The 18,876-nt window shown below is 61.6% G+C and carries 10 protein-coding genes; 6 read left to right on the plus strand and 4 right to left on the minus strand.

The features are described from left to right. Nucleotides 1–26 precede the first annotated feature (26 nt). On the minus strand, nucleotides 27–1,433 hold the full coding sequence (locus tag G5229_RS01755; protein WP_421208196.1) for a nucleobase:cation symporter-2 family protein: 1,407 nt from the start codon (nucleotides 1,431–1,433) through the stop codon (nucleotides 27–29). Nucleotides 1,434–1,938: 505 nt separating this feature from the next. Here G5229_RS01755 and ycfP point away from each other — a divergent pair. Both ycfP and G5229_RS01765 read left to right on the plus strand, forming a co-directional pair. Next, the gene (gene ycfP / locus G5229_RS01760; RefSeq protein ID WP_005334000.1) at nucleotides 1,939–2,478 is read left to right on the plus strand and encodes an alpha/beta hydrolase YcfP; all 540 of its coding nucleotides are present in this window, start codon (nucleotides 1,939–1,941) and stop codon (nucleotides 2,476–2,478) included. A 74-nt stretch (nucleotides 2,479–2,552) separates the two neighbouring features. Further along, entirely contained in the window at nucleotides 2,553–3,845 is a 1,293-nt protein-coding gene (locus G5229_RS01765) for an NAD(P)/FAD-dependent oxidoreductase (RefSeq protein WP_421173037.1), read from the plus strand. An 84-nt stretch (nucleotides 3,846–3,929) separates the two neighbouring features. On the opposite strand, the gene G5229_RS01770 is transcribed toward G5229_RS01765, so the two are convergent. From G5229_RS01770 to G5229_RS01780, 3 genes are all read right to left on the minus strand, one after another. Beyond that, nucleotides 3,930–4,571 (minus strand): energy-coupling factor ABC transporter permease, encoded by a 642-nt coding sequence (locus tag G5229_RS01770; RefSeq protein WP_257699128.1) that lies wholly within the window; start codon nucleotides 4,569–4,571, stop codon nucleotides 3,930–3,932. 87 nt (nucleotides 4,572–4,658) lie between these two features. Beyond that, nucleotides 4,659–5,456 carry a pyruvate formate lyase 1-activating protein gene (pflA, locus tag G5229_RS01775; RefSeq protein ID WP_005333994.1) on the minus strand — a complete coding sequence of 266 codons (798 nt, stop codon included), beginning with the start codon at nucleotides 5,454–5,456 and terminating at the stop codon, nucleotides 4,659–4,661. Between the two features lie 65 nt (nucleotides 5,457–5,521). After that, nucleotides 5,522–8,458, minus strand: a complete 2,937-nt coding sequence (locus tag G5229_RS01780) for an EAL domain-containing protein (protein ID WP_421208198.1) — start codon at nucleotides 8,456–8,458, stop codon at nucleotides 5,522–5,524. A gap of 135 nt (nucleotides 8,459–8,593) precedes the next feature. On the opposite strand from G5229_RS01780, the gene G5229_RS01785 reads away from it, so the two are divergent. The 4 genes from G5229_RS01785 to pbpC all read left to right on the plus strand — a co-directional run bounded on the left by G5229_RS01785 (nucleotide 8,594) and on the right by pbpC (nucleotide 18,607). Continuing rightward, a complete protein-coding gene (locus tag G5229_RS01785; RefSeq protein WP_005344666.1) occupies nucleotides 8,594–10,282 on the plus strand; it encodes an FAD-dependent oxidoreductase in 1,689 nt (562 codons plus the stop codon). 215 nt (nucleotides 10,283–10,497) lie between these two features. Continuing rightward, nucleotides 10,498–11,157: a DedA family protein gene (locus tag G5229_RS01790; RefSeq protein WP_005353037.1), complete on the plus strand. Its 660-nt coding sequence runs from the start codon at nucleotides 10,498–10,500 to the stop codon at nucleotides 11,155–11,157. Nucleotides 11,158–11,322: 165 nt separating this feature from the next. Next, the gene (locus tag G5229_RS01795; RefSeq protein WP_421208201.1) at nucleotides 11,323–16,209 is read left to right on the plus strand and encodes an alpha-2-macroglobulin family protein; all 4,887 of its coding nucleotides are present in this window, start codon (nucleotides 11,323–11,325) and stop codon (nucleotides 16,207–16,209) included. Nucleotides 16,210–16,261: 52 nt separating this feature from the next. Further along, entirely contained in the window at nucleotides 16,262–18,607 is a 2,346-nt protein-coding gene (gene pbpC, locus G5229_RS01800; protein ID WP_421208512.1) for a penicillin-binding protein 1C, read from the plus strand. Nucleotides 18,608–18,876: the final 269 nt, after the last annotated feature.

The following is an 18,876-nucleotide window of genomic DNA, read 5'->3' on the forward strand; positions in this document are numbered from 1 at the left end:
AGTCTCGCTGTCCGGGGGCCTGTTTGTTATGCCTGCTCTTGCTGCGGTTTGATGGGACCAACGAACAGGGGGCGGGTCTGGTGACTCAGATCCGGCTGATAGCCGTTGAAGAAGAGGTTGAGCAGCACCGAACTGATGGTGGCCAGCAGGATACCGCTATGAAAAAGCGGTTGTAGCTGCGCCGGAAGCTGCTGGAAAAAATTCCCAGAGACCGTCGGGATCATGCCAATTCCGAGACTGATGGCGACGATATAGAGGTTGTGGCGATTGGTGTTGTAATCGGTGCGCGCCAGGATGCGAATGCCGGTGGCCAGCACCATACCGAACATCACGATACCGGCGCCCCCCAGCACGAAGGGCGGGATGGAGGCGACCAGCACCGACATCTTGGGGATGAGGCCAAAGGCGAGCAGTATCCCCCCCGACATCACACAGACCCAGCGACTAGATACTCCGGTCACGCTCACCAGACCGATATTCTGGGAGAAGGAGGTGTGGGGGAAGCTGTTGAATATCCCACCAATAATGGTGCCGATGCCATCCACCCGCAGCCCGCGCACGATATCACCGCGCCTGGCCGGATGGCCGACGATGTCGCCAAGGGCCAGAAACATCCCCATGGATTCGATAAAGGTGATGAGCATGATCACCGTCAGGGTGGCGATGGAGATGGGATCGAAGGTGGGCCAGCCGAAGGCGAAGGGCACTATGGGGGCAAACCAGGCTGCCTCGCCAAGGCCATCGAGGCTTACTTCGCCCATGGCGATGGCCACCACGAAACCGAAGATGATCCCGAGCAGCACCGAGATATTGCTGAAAAAGCCCTTGGTGAAGCGGGTCACCAGCAGGATAAAGACGAGCACCAGAAAGCTGGTGCCGATGTAGCGCAGGCTGCCATATTCCGGATTGCCCTTGCCCCCCGCCATCCAGTCGATCCCCACCTGCATGATGCTGATCCCGATGGAGGTGATAACCACCCCGGTCACGACGGTCGGGAAGAGCGGCATCAGCCGACCTATCAGCGGCACCAGCAGGGTCGAGATGATACCGGCGGCAATGGTGGCGCCGAAGATGCCCGTCAGCCCCAGATCCGGGTTGGCTCCGATGGCCAGCATGGGCATCACGGCGGCAAAGGTGACCGACATGATGACCGGCAACCGGATCCCGGCAAAGCGGCCAATCCCGACACATTGCAGCAGGGTGACGATGCCGCAGCAGAAGAGATCCGAACTGATAAGGTAGGAGATCTGCTCCTTGGGCAGCCCCAGACTGCCGCCAATCACCAGTGGCACCGCCACGGCGCCGGCGTACATCACCAGCACATGTTGCAGGCCCAGGGTAAAGAGTTGGCCCATGGGGAGCATGCGCTCCACTTCATCCACCGGGCGCTTGCGCACACCCGGTCGGGGGGAGGGGGGATTGGTCTCGTTCATGAACAGATCACTCCTTGAAGCCCGCGCAACTGCTACAGGCAAGATAGTGAAAGCCGCAGCTTTCCCGGTCATTGATCTCGTGTATTGACAGAGGTGCCAGATCCCTCGGCAGTAGTGAGAGGGATCCGGTGCAGCACGGGTCAGTGCACAAAACATGCACAACGCCGCTCACGAGAGAAAACGTTTGGCGATAACGCCTTGTTTTTGCGAAATGAGTCACATACCGGCCAGATAAGTGTCCGGCTGCTGGCAGGGGAAGGAGGTGAGGGCATCTCAGATTGGTAAGGGGTTTATCATTATTGGTCTGGCGATCTCACTTTGATAGCCGGGCACCATAACGTTGCTCGCAATGCGCCCGTCTTCATGTGACGGCGCTCGCGGGCTGCTGGGCGCAATCGGGGGCGGGGGCGTGATCCAAAGCAAGAAAGTTGGATGTTTTGGTGGCGCGCATGGCCGCCGCTGGGGTAGTTTCGATAAAACCGACACAGATCCTGAGGTCTTATCCATGATCATCTATCTGCATGGCTTTGATGCCACCAGCCCAGGCAATCACGAGAAAGTGCTGCAGTTGCAGTTTATTGATGATGATGTGCGTTTCGTGCACTACAGCACGGTTCACCCCCGTCATGATATGAGCCATCTGCTCAAGGAAGTGAAAAAACAGCTCGATATGAGTACCGATCCCAAACCGCTGATCTGCGGCGTGGGTCTTGGTGGCTACTGGAGCGAGCGGATCGGCTTTCTGTGCGGCATTCGCCAGGTGATCTTCAACCCCAACCTCCATCCTGAAGAGAACATGCAGGGCAAGATCGACCGGCCGGAAGAATATGACGATATTGGCACCAAGTGTGTAACTGAATTTCGTAAGAAAAATTCAGGAAACTGCCTGTGTATCCTTTCCGTTCAGGATGAAGTGCGCGATAATCGGGACACTGAACGTGAATTGAAGAACTATTACGACATCGTGTGGGATGAGCGCGAGACTCATAAGTTCAAAAATATCTCGCATCATCTGCAGCGGATGAAGGCCTTCAAAGAAGCCTGATCCATCACGTCGACCGATTTCGTTTTAGGGAGCCAATGGCTCCCTTTCGTTTTGAGGAACCGAGGAAAATCATCATGATGAATATTGTCGTTGTAGGCGGCGGCGCCGGTGGCCTGGAGCTGGCCACCAGTCTGGGTCGCAAGCTTGGCAAGAAGAACAAGGCCAAGATCACTCTGGTCGATCGCAACCGCACCCACCTGTGGAAACCCCTGCTGCACGAAGTGGCCACCGGCTCCATGGACGCGGGCATCGATGCCCTGAGCTACCAGTCTCACGCCAAGAACCACGGTTTCGACTTCCAGCTCGGCACCCTGACCGACATCAAGCGTGACGATAAACGCATCGTGCTGGCCCCGATCCACGACGACAATGGCGACATCGTGGTCAACGAGCGCGAACTGCCCTACGACTATCTGGTGATGGCCATCGGTTCTGTCTCCAACGACTTCAACACCAAGGGCATCAAGGATCACTGTATTTTCCTCGATAGCCCCTCCCAGGCGCACCGTTTCCACAACAGCATGATGAACCGCTTCCTGCAGTTCGCCACCGAATATAAGCCGGGCGACAAGGTGAAGATTGCCATCGTCGGCGGCGGCGCAACCGGCGTCGAGCTCTCTGCCGAGCTCTACAATGCGGTCGAGCAGCTCTACGCCTACGGCTTCAAGAACCTCACCACCGACAGCCTGAAGGTGACCCTGGTGGAAGCGGGCCCGCGCATTCTGCCGGCTCTGCCGGAGCGCATCAGCGGCGCCGCCCATCAGGAGCTGGTCAAGCTGGGTGTGGACGTGCGTACCGCCACCATGATCACCGAAGCGACCAGCGACGGTCTGCACACCAAGGATGGCGAGCTGATTGAAGCGGATCTGATGGTGTGGGCGGCCGGTATCAAGGCACCTGACTTTATGAAGGATATCGCTGGTCTTGAGACGAACCGCATCAACCAGCTGGTGGTGAAAGAGACCCTGCAGACTACCCGTGACGAGAGCATCTTCGTTATCGGTGACTGCGCTGCCTGCCCGCAGCCGGATGGCAAGTTTGTGCCGCCGCGCGCCCAGTCTGCCCACCAGATGGCCAGCCAGGCGTTCAAGAACATTCTGGCCAAGATGAACGGCGGCGAGATGAAGCCCTACCTCTACCACGACCACGGTTCGCTGGTCTCCCTCAGCCGCTTCTCCACCGTGGGCAGCCTGATGGGCAACCTGATGCGTGGATCCATGATGGTCGAGGGCTACATTGCCCGTCTGGTCTACATCTCCCTCTACCGGATGCACCAGATCGCCCTGCACGGCTATGTCAAGACCGGCCTCATCATGCTGGTGGGTCGCATCAACCGTGTGCTGCGTCCGACCCTGAAGCTGCACTAAGCCAAGGTTTGACAGAATTCGGAATACCAAAAGGAGAGGCGATGACCTCTCCTTTTTTATGGGCGCAGATCAGGAAAGAGAGCGTTACTTGCCCAGATAGGTACGGTCGAAGAAGGTATTGACCCAGTGAGGGCGGTAGATGGCCAGCACCGTCATCGCCATGCCGTTGAGCAGGGCTTCGGGGAACAACAGCAGTGGCCAGATGGAGAGGTAATCCGCCGTGATGGTGTGCCAGGGGTAGCTGTCACTCAGCCCCATCAGCAACGCACTGGCGGCCACCTTGACCGAGATGGTGATGGCGCCGCCGAGAAAGGCGGCCACGAAGATATAGACAAAGAGATGGCGCGGCAGCCAGGCCCAGCTGGCCAGAAACAGCAGCCAGCTGGTGGCTACCGGCAGGGCGATGCCAACCAGTGCCTGCCAGCCAAAATCGGCCAGATTGGTGACACCGAAGTAACCGAGCACCAGCAGGGTCAGGCAGGGGGCGAGCAACGCCAGTCGCCAGCCCAGCAGCAGGGTGAGGGAGGTGAGCCCGAGAAAATGGACCTCCAGCCCCTCATGCAGACCGGCCCTTAGATACCAGAGCGGCACCAGCGCGATGGCACTCCCCAGCAGCAGGTGCTGATAGAGGGGGTTGTCATAGAGGGTTTGCCACAGGGAGCGGCGCAGGCTGAAGGCCAGCAGTACCAGCCAGATCAGGAGGGCGGCGAGTTGTCCTTCACTCATCTTGTCGTCCATTTATGCAGTAGAGTCCGGGCGGTCTTCCCGACCGCCCATAGCAGAGCAGGCTGACGAGTCAGCCTGCTTTTACCATCAATATTTGACGTTGTTGTGGTACTTGCCGAGGATGCCCTTGACCCGTTCCATGGTCTCCTTGCTGGGGGGCTTGATCCCGCTCAGCTCGTACGGATCGCCCAGCACGTCCCACTTGTGTTTGCCCAGCTCATGGTAGGGGAGCAGCTCCACCTTCTCCACGCTCTCGCCCAGCTCGGCGATGAACTGGCCCAGCCCTTCGGCGCTCTCGTCGTCATCGCTCCAGGTCGGTACCACCACGTAGCGGATCCACATGGTCTTGCCTTTGGCCGCCAGATAGCGGGCAAACTCCAGGGTGTATCTGTTGCTGACGTGAGTCAGCGGAATGTGTTTCTCGTCATTGATCTGTTTGATGTCGAGCAGCACCAGATCGGTCTGGTCGAGCAGCTTGTCCACCTGTTCGTCGAGATGACGGACGAAGCCGTTGGTGTCGAGACAGGTGTGGATCCCTTTCTCTTTGCAGGCGGTAAAAAGTTCGGTAATGAAAGCCGGTTGCAGCATGGCTTCACCGCCGGACGCTGTCACGCCACCGCCGGAGGCATTCATGAAGTGGCGATAGCTGGTGATGTCACTCATCAACTCCGGTACGGTCACTTCGCGGCCACCTTCGGTATCCCAGGTATCGCGGTTGTGGCAGTACTTGCAGCGCATCAGGCAGCCTTGCATGAATACGATAAAGCGTATTCCCGGGCCATCGACAGTGCCGCAGGTTTCGACGGAATGGATCCGGCCAACGGTGCCGTGAGCTCCGGCTGGCTGGCTGATTTCAACGGCAGGGATCCGATTAATGACAGACATAAACAACTCCAACGATTCGAGCAGGCCGTTATTTTATTACATAAACCCCTATTGATCCTACACCTTTAGTCCGGCGCCCGGCTGCCAAGCAGCTGCTCCAGCCCCTTGACGGTGAGCGGCCGACTGGTGAGAAACCCTTGATAATGCTGGCATCCCAGCGCTTTGAGGATGGCCAGCTGCGCCTCCTCTTCCACCCCTTCGGCGGTGACGGTAAAACGAAAGACCTGGGCCAGATCGAGTATCGCCTTGACGATGGCTCTGTCCTGTTCGCTGTGTACCAGGGTCTGAATGAAGCTTCTGTCCAGCTTCACCTCGTCGGCGGGCAGATCCCGCAGATAGGCCAGCGACGAGTAGCCGGTGCCGAAATCGTCGATGGAGATGAGGATGCCGAGCTCCTTGAGCTGGCGCATTCTGGCAATACTCTCCTGCCTATTCTCCAAGACTACCGATTCGGTCACCTCCAGCAGCAGGCGGGAGGGGGGCACACCGGTATCGCGCAAGATGTACTCCACCTGTTGTACGAAGCCCTGGGTGTGGAACTGGCGGGCACTGACGTTGACCGACAGATGGGGGATCTGCAGGCCACGGTTGAGCCAGAAGCTGTATTGGGCGCAGGCGGTCTTCATCACCCAGTAGCCGATCTCGAGGATCAGGCTGGTCTCTTCGGCGATGGGGATAAACTCCCCGGGTGGCACCATGGTGCCGTCGCTGCGCTGCCAGCGCAGCAGCGCCTCGATACCCGACAGCGAGCCATTGTCGACCCGGTATTGCGGTTGGTAGTGGAGTTGCAGCTCGTGATGACGCAGGGCATCGCGCAGTTCATTGGTAAGGGTCAGGCGGTTCTTCTCATGCTGGGCCATCGCCTCGGTAAAGAAGACGTAGTGGCCCTGACCGGCGCGCTTGGCCATGTGGGTCGCGGTGTCGGCTTGTTGCATCAGGACCAGATGATCCGTCTCGTTGCCGGAGAAGAGGCTGATCCCCACCGAGGCGCTGCAGTGCAGTTTGTGATCGCCGATGTCGAACGGGGTGCGAAACAGCCCCATCAGCTCGCGGGCGAAGTGCTCTGCCAGAATTTTGGCAGTGACTTCCCCTTGTCCCAGCTGGGTAAAGAGCAGGGCAAACTCATCCCCCGAGATGCGCGCCTGCACCAGATTGTCCTGGGGCAGCTCCCTGAAACGCTGCACCACGGCCTGCAGCAACAGATCGCCGCAGGCGTGACCGAGGGAGTCGTTGATCGACTTGAAGTTGTCGAGATCCACCAGCAGCAGGGCGCCCCATTGGCTGTTTGGCTCGCTCAGGGTCTGCTGCAGAATATTGTTGAGACTGCGTCGGTTGTGCAGGCCACAGAGATCGTCGTAATAGGCGAGCTGCTCGATATGTCTGGCTGCTTCCTTCTCCCGGGTGATGTCGTAGAAGCTGCAGATAAAGTGGCTCAGTTCTCCCTGCTCATCCTTGACGCCGTTCACCATCAAGCGCACCGGAAAGAGGTGCCCATCCTTGTGCAGACAGCGCTCTTCCCCGAGCCAGAACGCCTGCTCGTTGACGGCGCGACTGACATCCTCCTTGAGGTGATCACCGAAGTAGGTGGGGCGCAGCTTGCGAATGGAGTGGCCGAGCACCTCTACCTCGCCAAAGCCGGTGATCCGGCTGAAGGAGTGGTTGACCTTGAGGATGATGCCGTTGTGATCCATCACGATCAGTCCATCGTGGGTATTGAAGGCCACTTCCGCCAGCCGCAGGGCGTCGTCGGCGGCGAGGCGTTGCAGCTCGATGGCGGCCCGCTCGTGCTGGCTGCTCAACAGATCCAGCAGGAGCTCGGGCTTTTTCAGCGGAGCGTCGAGCAGCAGGGTGATCTGCCCCATGACGGTACCGTGCTGGTCATGAAGCGGGATACCGATATAAATGTCGGCCTTGAGGGCCAGCAGCCGGGTTGCCTTGGGGTAACGCAGTGCCAGGTTTTCGACATAGATGGCCTGACCGTGCTGGAACAGCTCCAAAGCGGGACCTTGCTCTAGCTGGATGGGTTTGAGGGTGGAGAAGAGCTCCCCGTTAAATACGCAGCGGGGAATGATCCAGAGCTCCTGACCGCGGGGCTGGAACTCGCCGAGCCAGCCGGCGCGGGCACCACTAAGGCTCATGGCCCAGCGGATCAGCGTCTTGCAGTAACTCATACCGGTCAGTTGGCTTAGCTCGGCAGGCAAACTTGCTTCCCCCTCCTGCTCTTCGCACTGTGGTTGCCAGTGACCGAGCAGTTGGGCGCTGTTGCGCACCAGTTGCAACATCTCCTCGCTAAGGGGGGTGGGATCGAGATACTCCAGACTCAGCACCCCGAACAGCTTGTCCTGCTCCAGCAGGGCACCATCGAGGCGTGAGCGCACACCGGCACTGGTCAGATAGAGGTGATTGCTCAGCATTGGCTGATGGGCAGCCTCCGAGAAACTCAACGCTTTGCGGGTGCGCAGGGCGCGGATATAGCGGCTGTCGCCGCGGATCGGATAAATGCTCTCTATGCCCAGGGTAAATACGGGGGTGAGCTGCTCGCTGCCGAGATCACCGTTGGCCTGATAGTGCCAGAGAATGAGCCGATCGGCCCCGAGACACTCTTTGAGGGTCTCAAGCAGGAGCGCATACTGTTGCTGGCTTGCCATCTGGCTGAGGCGCGGCAGTTGCAATGCAAGATCGGCGATGGGCTCCTGACGAAGATTCTGCAGACAGATGAGCCAGAAGTCATCCTGCTCATGGGCGAGGGCGATATGCCACAACTGGCTGGCAAAGCGCACGGTGATCTTGCCGCCATGGCCGTTGGCCAGCAGTTGTTCGATGGGCAGGCGCAGGGCATCGGGCAGCTGGGCAGGCCAGGGGGCGCGCGGCTCATCGAGCCAGTAGAGCGGGGTTTGCATCACGTCGGTCAGGGCGACCAGCCGTTGACTGCGCAGATCCAAACGGAAAAAGAGCGGCGTCTGGAGGGCAGGAGGAAGATGACTGAGTGCGGTAGACGACATGAACAAACAACATCCTGTTAAGCAACCGTCGGGGTTGCAAGAATACTGCAAAATGGTGTGAAACAAAATTTCATTGAACTCTAAATTAGAAAAGTCTAATTTATTGCTCATTATCATGTATGAGGAGTCTTGCAGATGAAACGGATCCTGATTATCGGTGGTGTCGCGGGGGGCGCATCGGCGGCGGCTCGTGCTCGTCGTTTGAGTGAAGAGGCAGAGATCGTGATGTTCGAGCGGGGCGAGTTTGTCAGCTTCGCCAACTGCGGTCTGCCCTATCACATCGGGGGCGATATCCCCGACCGGGATGCCTTGCTGCTGCAGACTCCCCAGAGTTTCAAGCGCCGTTTCAACGTCGATGTGCGGGTCTTCCACGATGTGATTGAGATCGACAAGGCGGGCAAGACCTTGCTGGTGCGCAACCTGCAAACCGGTGAAGAGCAGCGCGAGCATTACGATGTGCTGCTGCTGAGCCCGGGGGCGGCGCCGATCCGTCCTCCTTTCCCCGGTATCGACAGCCCCCATGTTTATACCCTGCGCAACATCCCGGACATGGATCGCATTCTGGCGGCTCTGCATCACGATCAGCCGCGCCACGTCACTGTGGTGGGCGGCGGCTTTATCGGGCTGGAGATGATGGAGGCGCTGCATCAGCGCAAGCTGGATGTCACCCTGCTGGAGCTGGCCGATCAGGTGATGGCACCGGTGGACAAGGAGATGGCCAACATGCTCCATGCCCGCATCCGGGAAGAGGGGATTGACCTGCGCCTGCGCACCGGCCTCACCGCCATCGAGAGTCTGGATCTGCCTGCCGAGAAGACCTCCGCCGTGCCGACCGCCAAAAGCGGTGGCCTGCGCCTGACCCTCAATGATGGTTCCCATCTTGATACCGGTCTCTTGATCCTCGCCATCGGCGTCAAGCCGGAAACCCTGCTCGCCGCCAAGGCGGGGCTGGAGCTGGGCCCACGGGGCGGCATCAAGGTGGATGCCGGGATGCGTACCTCGGATCCCTTCATCTATGCGGTGGGGGATGCGGTGGAAGAGATTGACTTCGTCACCGGCGAATCTGTGCTGATCCCGCTGGCGGGCCCGGCCAACCGGCAGGGGCGCATCGCCGCCGACAATATGCTGGGCCGAAGCGAAACCTACAAGAAGACGCAAGGGACCGCCATCTGCAAGCTGTTCGATCTGGCGGTGGCCAGCACCGGCCTCAACGAGAAGCGACTGGTGCAACTGGGATTGCCGTTCGAGAAGGTCTATGTCCATCCGGGCAGCCACGCCGGTTACTACCCGGGTGCCCATCCGGTCAGCCTCAAGCTGCTGTTTGCCCCGGATGGCAAGATTTACGGTGCCCAGGCCATCGGCAAGGATGGCATCGACAAGCGCATCGACGTGCTGGCAGTGGCCCAGCGCGCCGGTCTCACCGTGTTTGATCTGCAGGATCTGGAGCTTACCTATGCGCCGCCGTTCGGCTCGGCCAAGGATGTGATCAACATGGCCGGCTTTGTGGCAAGCAATCACCTGAAGGGGGACACCCTGCTCTGCCACGTGGCCGAGGTGCAGGCTCGTAACCCCCATCAGCTGGTAGTGGATGTGCGCAATGGCCCGGAGCTCGACAAGCTGGGCCGCATTCCGGGGGCGCTGCATATCCCCCTCGACGAGTTGCGTGGTCGCCTCCATGAGTTGCCCAAAGAGAAAGAGCTGCTGATCAGCTGTCAGGTCGGGCTGCGCGGCCATGTCGCCTGCCGCTTGCTGAGCCAGCACGGCTTCAAGGTGAAAAACCTCTCCGGCGGCTTCAAAACCTGGCAGATGGCCACCGCCGAGTAACCGTTTTATTTCTGTGCCTGTTTGCCCCTCTCCCTTGTGCGTGCAAGATGAGGGGCTTTTTGTTTCTGCTTTTCGCCCTTCTTGCATTTCCCTCGTTGCTGCAATATTTCGACACACTTTATTTCCTGTGCCGGACGAAATTAACGTTTTGTTCAGGGGATGGGTGCTATAACCCCTGCCTCGTTCATGATGAACCGTGTAGTAGGGAGTGTGACATGCTGGATATGCTGATGGCCATTTGGCATCAGGATTTTGACGCCCTGGTTCAGATGCAGGCGGTCCCCCTGTTGATCAGTTGCCTGATGCTGGTACTGCTGCTGGAGTCCGCATTCGTCTTCCTGCCCCTGCCGGGGGACAGCCTGGTACTGCTGGCCGGTGGGTTGGTGGGCATGGGGGTATTTGGCCCCGAAGTGACTCTTGTCTATCTGCCGTTGGCTGCTGGCATAGGTTCTGTGCTCGCCTACTGGCAGGGACGGGCACTGCAGCGCACCCGCTTTATGGATCATATCGAACGGATGTTGCCTCCCGACAGCCTGCCCAAGGCGACCCGGTTGCTGAAAAAGTACGGTTTTCTGGCGATGTTCTCCTCCCGTTTTATACCGTTCGTGCGGGTGCTGACCCCCATGCTGATGGGGATTGGCCGCCTGAGCGTGCTGCGCATGTGCGTGGCCAGCTTTGCCAGTGCCTTTATGTGGGCGCTCTGCCTCAGTTTGGTGGGCAAGCTGGCGATGAATACCCCCTTCTTTCTCCACCACAGCGAACTGTTGACCCGGGCCCTGCTGATTACCTCGCTGGTGCTGTTTCTGGCGGCCGTCATGGCCATCCTGTTTCGCTGGTTCAAAGGCGGAGCGAAAAACGAGACCAGCCACGACTAAATGACAACCCTTGCTGCACTGGATCTGTGGGCATGGGGGTTATCGTGCTGCAGGGGTGCGGAATTGTGCCCATTCGGGTAATGAGCTTTGTGTCGGGTGAGCAGGATGCCTTATCCTGTTTCCAGCCACGCTGCGTTTGCAGCGCTCCAACTAGGGATGGAACCTATGCGCCTCTTCGACTCTCCCTCTGCTTCTCACCGATCTACCGCTGAAACCTGCGCTCTGCGCCGCCGCTGGTCGGCCCTGCTGCTATCCGGGTTGGCCGGTTTGCTGCTGGCCGGTTGTGGCCCCGACAAGCCTGTCGCCAATGGGCCGACTATAAAGCCTGCCGCGCAGCAGGAAACGGGCGCCCCAAGCGCCGTGGTGCAGGCCAATGCCCGCCAATATCGGGATGCCCCGGCGCTGGCGCTGGTCTTCTCCGGCCCATTGGCGCCCAAGGCAAACTGGCAGAGCTGGCTCGGGGTCAGTGAAGGGGGCAAGCAGGTGCAGGGGGAGTGGATCCTCGCCGACGATGGTCGCACCCTCTATTTCCCGAACGTTCAGCCCGATAAAAGCTATGAGGTGAGCCTCAAGGCGGGGCTGGGCCCATCCCCCCAGAGCTGGACTCTCAAGACCCGTCCGCTGGAGGCGGGAGCCTCTTTTACCGCCAGTGGCATGGTATTGCCGCTGCGCGACGAGCTGCGCCTGCCCATCAGTGCGGTCAATGTGGATGAGGTCAATATCGACTTCTTCCGGGTCGATGCCGAATACCTGCCCCGTTTCCTGGCCGAGTATCGCCCCGGTGCCGGCATGGGCAACTGGGAGCTCGAGCAGATCACCCAGCGGGCCAAGCGGGTGTTCAGCGGCCGCTATGCGCTGGAGCTTGATGCCAACCGGCGCGAGACCCGCCTCATCAATGTGAAGGAGCCGCAGCTGGCGGAGGCCGGCGTCTACTTTGCGGTGATGTCGCCCCTTGGCAACTACGACTGGCGCAAGGAGACCACCTACTTCGCGGTGAGCGACATGGGGCTCAGTGCCCGCCGTTACCGCGATCAGCTGGAGGTGTTCGTCAGCTCCTTGGCCAGCGCCGATCCGCTCAAGGATGTGCAACTCTCCCTGCTCGACGAGAAGGGCAACCGGCTACAGGTGCAAACCACTGATCCCCAGGGTCATCGCCGCTTCGATCAGGTGCAGGGGGCTCGCCTGCTGCTGGCCGAGCAGGGCAGCCATCTGGCGGTGCTGCGCCTCGACGGGGCGGCGCTCGATCTCTCCACCTTCGATCTCGGCACCCAGCCCTGGCAGGCCCAGCAGTTGTATCTGTTCAGTGGGCGCGATCTCTATCGCCCCGGCGAGCGGCTCGACAGCGAGATCCTGCTCAAGGGGCAGGATGGCCAGCTGTTGCCCGGCATGGCGGTGGAGCTGGAGGTGAAGCAGCCGGACGGTCAATTGCTCGAACAGAAACGGCTGCTACCCGATAGCCTTGGCGCCGCCCACTTCGGCCTGCGTCTGCCGGATGATGCGCCGCTCGGGCGCTGGACCATCAACCTCAAGACCGCTGCCGGTAGTCGCTTCGAGTGGCCCTTTTTGGTGGAGGAATTTCTGCCTGAACGGTTGAAACTGCAGCTTGGCAAGGGGCCGGATGGCGAAGTGACGAGTCTGGACGCTGCCCTCACTCTTCCACTGCAAGGGGACTATCTCTACGGCGCGCCGGCCAGTGCCACCAAGGCGAAGGCGGAGGTGAAGATCAGCCGCGCCACCATGCCTTTTACCCAGTGGCAGGAGTTCACTCTGGGTGACGTGCTGCTCGCCGAGCAGGCCAGGGATCTTGAGCCGCTGAATCTCACCCTCGATGCGCAGGGGCAGGGGACTTTTTCGCTTGCTGATGAACTCGATGGGGTGCGCGCCCTCGGGCCGCTGGAGGTGGCCTATCGGGTGTCGCTCGCTGAGCCCGGTGGTCGCGCCGTCAATCGCAGCCGCACCCAGTATGGCTGGCCAGCGGGCAGCCAGTGGCCGGCGCTCAAGGCCGATTTTGTGGCTGATCGGGTAGAGGGGGGCAAGCCGCTCCCCTTCCAGATCCTCAACCTCGATGAGCAAGGTCAGCCGGTGGCGGGGGCGGTGAAGGTGCGCCTTATCAACGAGTACCGCGACTACTACTGGCACTACGCCGATGGCGAGGGGTGGAAGTACGAGTTCAACAGCCAGCCCTATCTGGAGCAGGAGCAAACCCTGCAGCTGGATGGCAAGGGGCCGACCCCGCTCACGCTGCAACTGGCGGCGGGCTGGTACCGGTTGGAGGTTGAGAACAGTCAGGGCCATCAATCCAGCCTGCGGGTGGAGATAGGCAGTTACGCCTGGGGCGGTGGTGGCGAGCAGGCACGGCCCGACAAGATTGCCATCACCCTCGACAAGCGCGCCTATCAGGCGGGTGACAAGGCCCAAGTGACGCTGGTGGCGCCGCGCCCCGGCAAGGGGTTGCTGCTGGTGGAGGATGGCGACGGCCTGCGCTGGTGGCAGCGCATCGAGCTCAAGGGCGCAGGTGGCGATGCCAAGGATGCCCGCGGCGAGTTCGAGATCCCGGTCAGTCCCGAGTGGCTGCGTCATGACCTGCATATCTCGGCCCAGATCGCCGCGCCAGACAGCGCGTCCAAACCGTCCGGCAAGCAACAGGGGCAGAGCCTGCGCTCGGTCGGACTGGTGCCGCTCACCCTGGATCGGGAAACGCGTCGTCTGCCGCTTACCCTGAGCGCACCGGATAAAGCGGTGCCGCTTACCCGGCTGGAAGTGACCGCCACCTCCACCCCTAACAGTCAGGGGCGCGTGGTGCTGGCGGCGGTGGATCGGGGCGTGCTCAATATCAGCGACTACCAGCCGCTCGACCCGTTCGAGACCTTCTTTGGTCGCAAGCGCTTCGCTCAAGATTTGTTCGACAACTACGGCCAGGTGATCCCGCCGCAAGATGGCAAGCTGGCCCGCCTCAACTACGGGGGGGACCGGGCGCCGCTGAAAAAGGGCGGCGCGCTTGAGAGCCGGGTCGAGATCGCCGCGCTGTGGAGCGGCGAGGTCAGTTTTGATGAGAGCGGCAAGGCGGTGATCCCGCTCGATCTGCCCAACTTCAACGGCGAGCTGGCACTGATGGCGCTGGCCTGGAACGAACAGCAAGTCGGTGAGGCCGAGCGTGCCGTCAAGGTAGTGGCGCCGCTGGTGGCAGAGATCGGCTGGCCGCGCTTTGGCGCCAGAGGGGATGAGACCCGGGCGCTGGTGCAGCTGCGCAACATGAGCGGCGAGGAGCAGACCCTCTCCCTTGTCTGGACCCTCAACGGTGGGCTCAAAGCAAACGGCGAGCTGCCCGGCAACCTTTCCCTTAAAAATGGCGAGGAGCAGTGGTTGACCTTGCCGCTCACCGTGACCGGGGCGAGCGGTGTGGCGAGCCTGCAGTTGGCGGCCAGCGGCAAGGATTTTGCCATCAGCCGCGACTGGACTTTGCCGCTGCGCTCCCCCTGGCCGGCCGAGACTCGCCAGCGTTACCAGATGCTGGCCCCCGGCCAGCAGATGAGCTTTGCGCCAGCTGAGCTGGCCGGGCTGGATCGCGCCAATCTGCAGGTGCTGCTCAGCCTCTCCGGTACTCCGCCCTGGGATCCGGCAGCCCAGTGGCAGGCGCTGGCTGACTACCCCTACGCCTGTCTGGAGCAGACCCTGTCCCGTGCCTGGCCTTACTTGCTGACCACGGCGGATGAGCGGGCCGCCTGGAGCAAACCCGCAGAGGGCAAGAAAGCGGCGAGTGAGGCGGACGTGCAACGTGCCCTGTTGCAGCGGCTGCAGCGGTTGCAACTGCCCAGCGGCGGTTTTGGTCTGTGGGATGGTCGCTCCGACGAGGAGCAGTGGCTCACCGCCTATGCCGCCGACTACCTGCTGGCGCGCAAGGAGGCGGGCGACGCCGTACCGGAGGCAATGCTCAATCAGGCGCTGAACCGGCTGCAAAGCTATCTCACCGACAGTCAGTATGGTGAGCGCTGGAGCAGTGCCCCCGAGCACAGCCGGTTGGCCTATCAGGCCTACAGCGCCTATGTGCTGGCCCGGGTGGGCAAGGCACCGCTCGCTACCCTGCGACTTATCTGGGAGCAGCAGGCTGGTCACGTCCGCTCCGGTTTGCCGCTTTTGCACCTCTCGCTGGCGCTCTCGGCCATGGGGGATGAGCAGAATGCCGCCAAGGCCCTCAGCCGGGCATTGGCGACCGAGCGCGGGGACGACTATCTGGGGGATTACGGCTCGCCGCTGCGCGATGAAGCCCTTGAGCTCTCCTTGCTGCGCCAGCACAAGCTGGTTGCGGAGCGCTGGCCGGCCCTCAGTGCCAAGGTGGCCGATACCCTGGCTCATCGTCAGTGGCTCAGCACTCAGGAGCGGCTCGCCCTGTTGCGACTCGCCCGCTTCGATCCGGCCGTCGACTGGCAGGCCAGGGTAACTTCCTCTCTTGGCAGTGGATCCCTGAGCGGTTCGGCTCCGCTGCAGCAGAGTGCCCCCGAGGCACTGGCCGCGAGCACCGTCACCAACGAGGGCAAGGGATCCCTCTATGTGCAGCGCACTCTGGTCGGTTACCCCGAACAGGCACCGGCACGGATCAGCAAGGGGATGAGCGTGACCCGCAGCTGGTTCAACAGCGACGGTCAGCATTTTGACCCGGCCAAAGTGAAGGTGGGCGATCTGGTGGTGGTGCGACTCAACGTCAGCAGCGAATCTGCCGTGCCCGATGCCCTGCTGGTGGAGATGGTGCCCGCCGGCTTTGAGCTGGAGAACCCGGCCCTTGGCAACAGCATCAAGCTCGAAGAGCTCTCCATTGAGGGGAAACCGGCGTGGCAGAGCGAGTGGAACGACTATCTCAAGCATCAGGAGTTTCGCGATGACCGCTACACGGCGGCGCTGGATCTGAGCGAGGGGAGCAACCAGCAGCTGGTCTACCTGATGCGTGCGGTGACGCCGGGCCGCTATCAGGTGCCGCCGACCCAGGTGGAGGATATGTACCGCCCCGAGCTGCGTGCCGTGGGTGAGGATATCCATGAGGTGATCATCTCTGAGTAACATTCCCTCCCTTGAGCGGGTTCGCCCGCTCACTTTCTGGCAGCGTGGCGGGCTGAAATTAGTTCGCAGCGGCCGCGCTGGCTGGCGCTGGCTTGGTCGCCTGCCACGCTGGCTGCGCTTTTCGGTGCTGGGCGTTGTAGCACTGCTGCTGTCATTGCTGGCGCTGGATCGACTCTTCCCGCCGCCACCGCTTGACCCTGCCTACGCACGGGTGGTGCTCGACATGAAGGGGCGACCGCTGCGTGCCTTTGCCGATACCAGCGGCGTGTGGCGCTACCCCGTGACTCTGGAGCAGGTCTCCCCCCGCTATATTGAGGCGCTGCTGGGCTACGAGGATCGCTACTTCTGGCGTCATCCCGGGGTCAATCCGGTGGCCATGGTGCGCGGGGTCTGGCAGTGGCTGCGCTACGGGCGCGCCGTGTCGGGCGGCTCGACCCTTACCATGCAGGTGGCGCGTCTTATCGAGCCCTACCACAGGAGCGTGCCCGGCAAGCTGCGCCAGATGGCCCGCGCGCTACAGCTGGAGTGGCACTACGACAAGCGCACCCTGCTCACCGTCTACCTCAACCGGGCGCCGTTTGGCGGCAACCTGGAGGGGGTGCAGGCGGCAAGTTTTGCCTATCTCGGCAAGAGTGCGGCCAAGCTGACCTATGCCGAGGCGGCGCTGTTGGCGGTGCTGCCGCAGGCTCCCAGCCGCAATCGGCCGGACCGGCATCCCGAGCGGGCCCGCGCCGCCCGTGACAAGGTAATGCAGCGGCTGGTGGCTCAGGGTGTCTGGCCCGAGCCGGTGTGGTTGGAGGGACGTATCGAGCCGGTGCTGGCCCGCGGTCACTTCACGCCGATGGAGGCGCCGCTCTTTGCCCGTCTCGCCGCCGACCATCAGGCCGGGGCGCTGGTGCACACCACCATTGATGGCGATCTGCAGCGCTGGTTGGAGGGGCGGGTGGCGAGCTACATTCGCCGCTTCCCCGAGCAGACCTCAGCGGCGTTGCTCTTGGTAGATAACAAAACCATGGCGGTGCGCGCTTATGTGGGCAGCGCCGAGTATGGCAATTTGCGCCGCCACGGTTATCTGGACATGGTGCAGGCAATCCGCTCTCCCGGCTCCACCCTCAAGCCCTTCATCTACGGTCTGGCCATGGATGAAGGGTTGGTGCATTCGGCCTCCCTGCTCTCCGATGCGCCGAGACTGGGGTCTGATTATCGCCCCGCCAACTTTTCCGGCGCCTTTCAGGGGCCGGTGACCCTGGCCCAGGCGCTGCAGCAATCCCTCAACGTGCCGGCGGTGCAGGTGCTGGAGGCGCTCGGGCCCGACAAGCTGGTCAGCCGCCTCGACAACGCCGGGGTGCGGCTGGCGCTCTCCGACAAACCCAATCCGGCCATTGCGCTGGGGGCGGCGGGCATTCGGCTCGAGCAGCTGGTGGCGCTCTACAGTGCGCTGACCCGGCAGGGGCAGGTGGCGATGCCGGTCTGGCTGGCGGGGCAGCAGGCGGTGTCACGCCCCTTGCTGAGCCCGGGAGCGGCCTGGATCATCTGGCAGATATTGAGCGCGCAGGGACGGGCGGACCAACCCTTTGCCAGCGAGGCGACCGGCCGGGTTAACCGACTGGCTTGGAAGACCGGTACCAGCTACGGCTATCGCGACAGCTGGGCGATGGGGGTCTCCGGTCGCTGGACCATCGGCGTCTGGCTGGGGCGCCCCGACGGTACCCCTATGCCCGGTTTTTACGGCCAGAGCGCGGCGGTGCCGCTGCTGCTTTCGGTCTACTCGCGACTGGCTGACAACAGCCCTCTGCCGGCACAGCCCAACACGGTGAGCGAGGCCGAGATTTGCTGGCCGCTGGGGCGCAAGGCGAACGCGACCCTGCCTGAAGCCTGTTTGCAGCGCCAGAGCGCCTGGTTGCTGGAAGGGCGCGATCCTCCCACCTTGCCGGATCCCATGGACTGGCCCTCGCCGCTGCGGCAAGTTGCACTCACTGCCGAAGGCAAGCCGACGCTGACCCGTTGCCCCGATGCGGCACAATCCGGTTTTCGGGCACTCTGGCCGTTGTCGTTGGAGCCTTGGCGGTCCCCCGGCGAGCGGCGGCAGGCGCTGCTGGCCAGCAGTTGTGCAGGGGAGGGACAGAGCGCCGAGCTGCAGGCCCCCATTCGCATCGTGGCGCTGGGGGAGGGCAACCTTATCCGCAGCCAGCGCTATCGGTTGCAGCCCAAGGTGCTGGGCGGTGTCGGCAAGTCGGCCTGGTTTCTCAACGGCCAGCGACTGCGCTGGGACGGGGATCAGGTGCTGAGTGTGGCGGGTCGTTATCAGCTGGTGGTGGTGGATGAAGCGGGCAACAGCGATCGTATCGAGTTTCGCGTGGTGCATCCTGACGGTGATGCCGGCACCATCACCCGTTGATCGTTTTGCCGACAGCCATTGAGGTGAATGTAATTAACTATTTGAAATGCATCAATATTTGATTGGATGAATTAATTTATGAATAATTACGAGTTCATTCAAATCCAATCGGGAGTTCTCTTTTGCTGCGTGTTCTGTGTCCCTTGCTGGTGCTGATGAGTTCGGGTTGTGCCACAACCAATCATGGTGATCACCATGTTTCTCCTGAACGTACCGGGTTCTATTCACCTTTCGAACCAGCTTCCGAGAGTTTTGCGCGTTGCTATCAG

The organism is Aeromonas sp. 602396 (genome assembly GCF_049173735.1).
GTDB lineage: Bacteria > Pseudomonadota > Gammaproteobacteria > Enterobacterales > Aeromonadaceae > Aeromonas > Aeromonas veronii_A.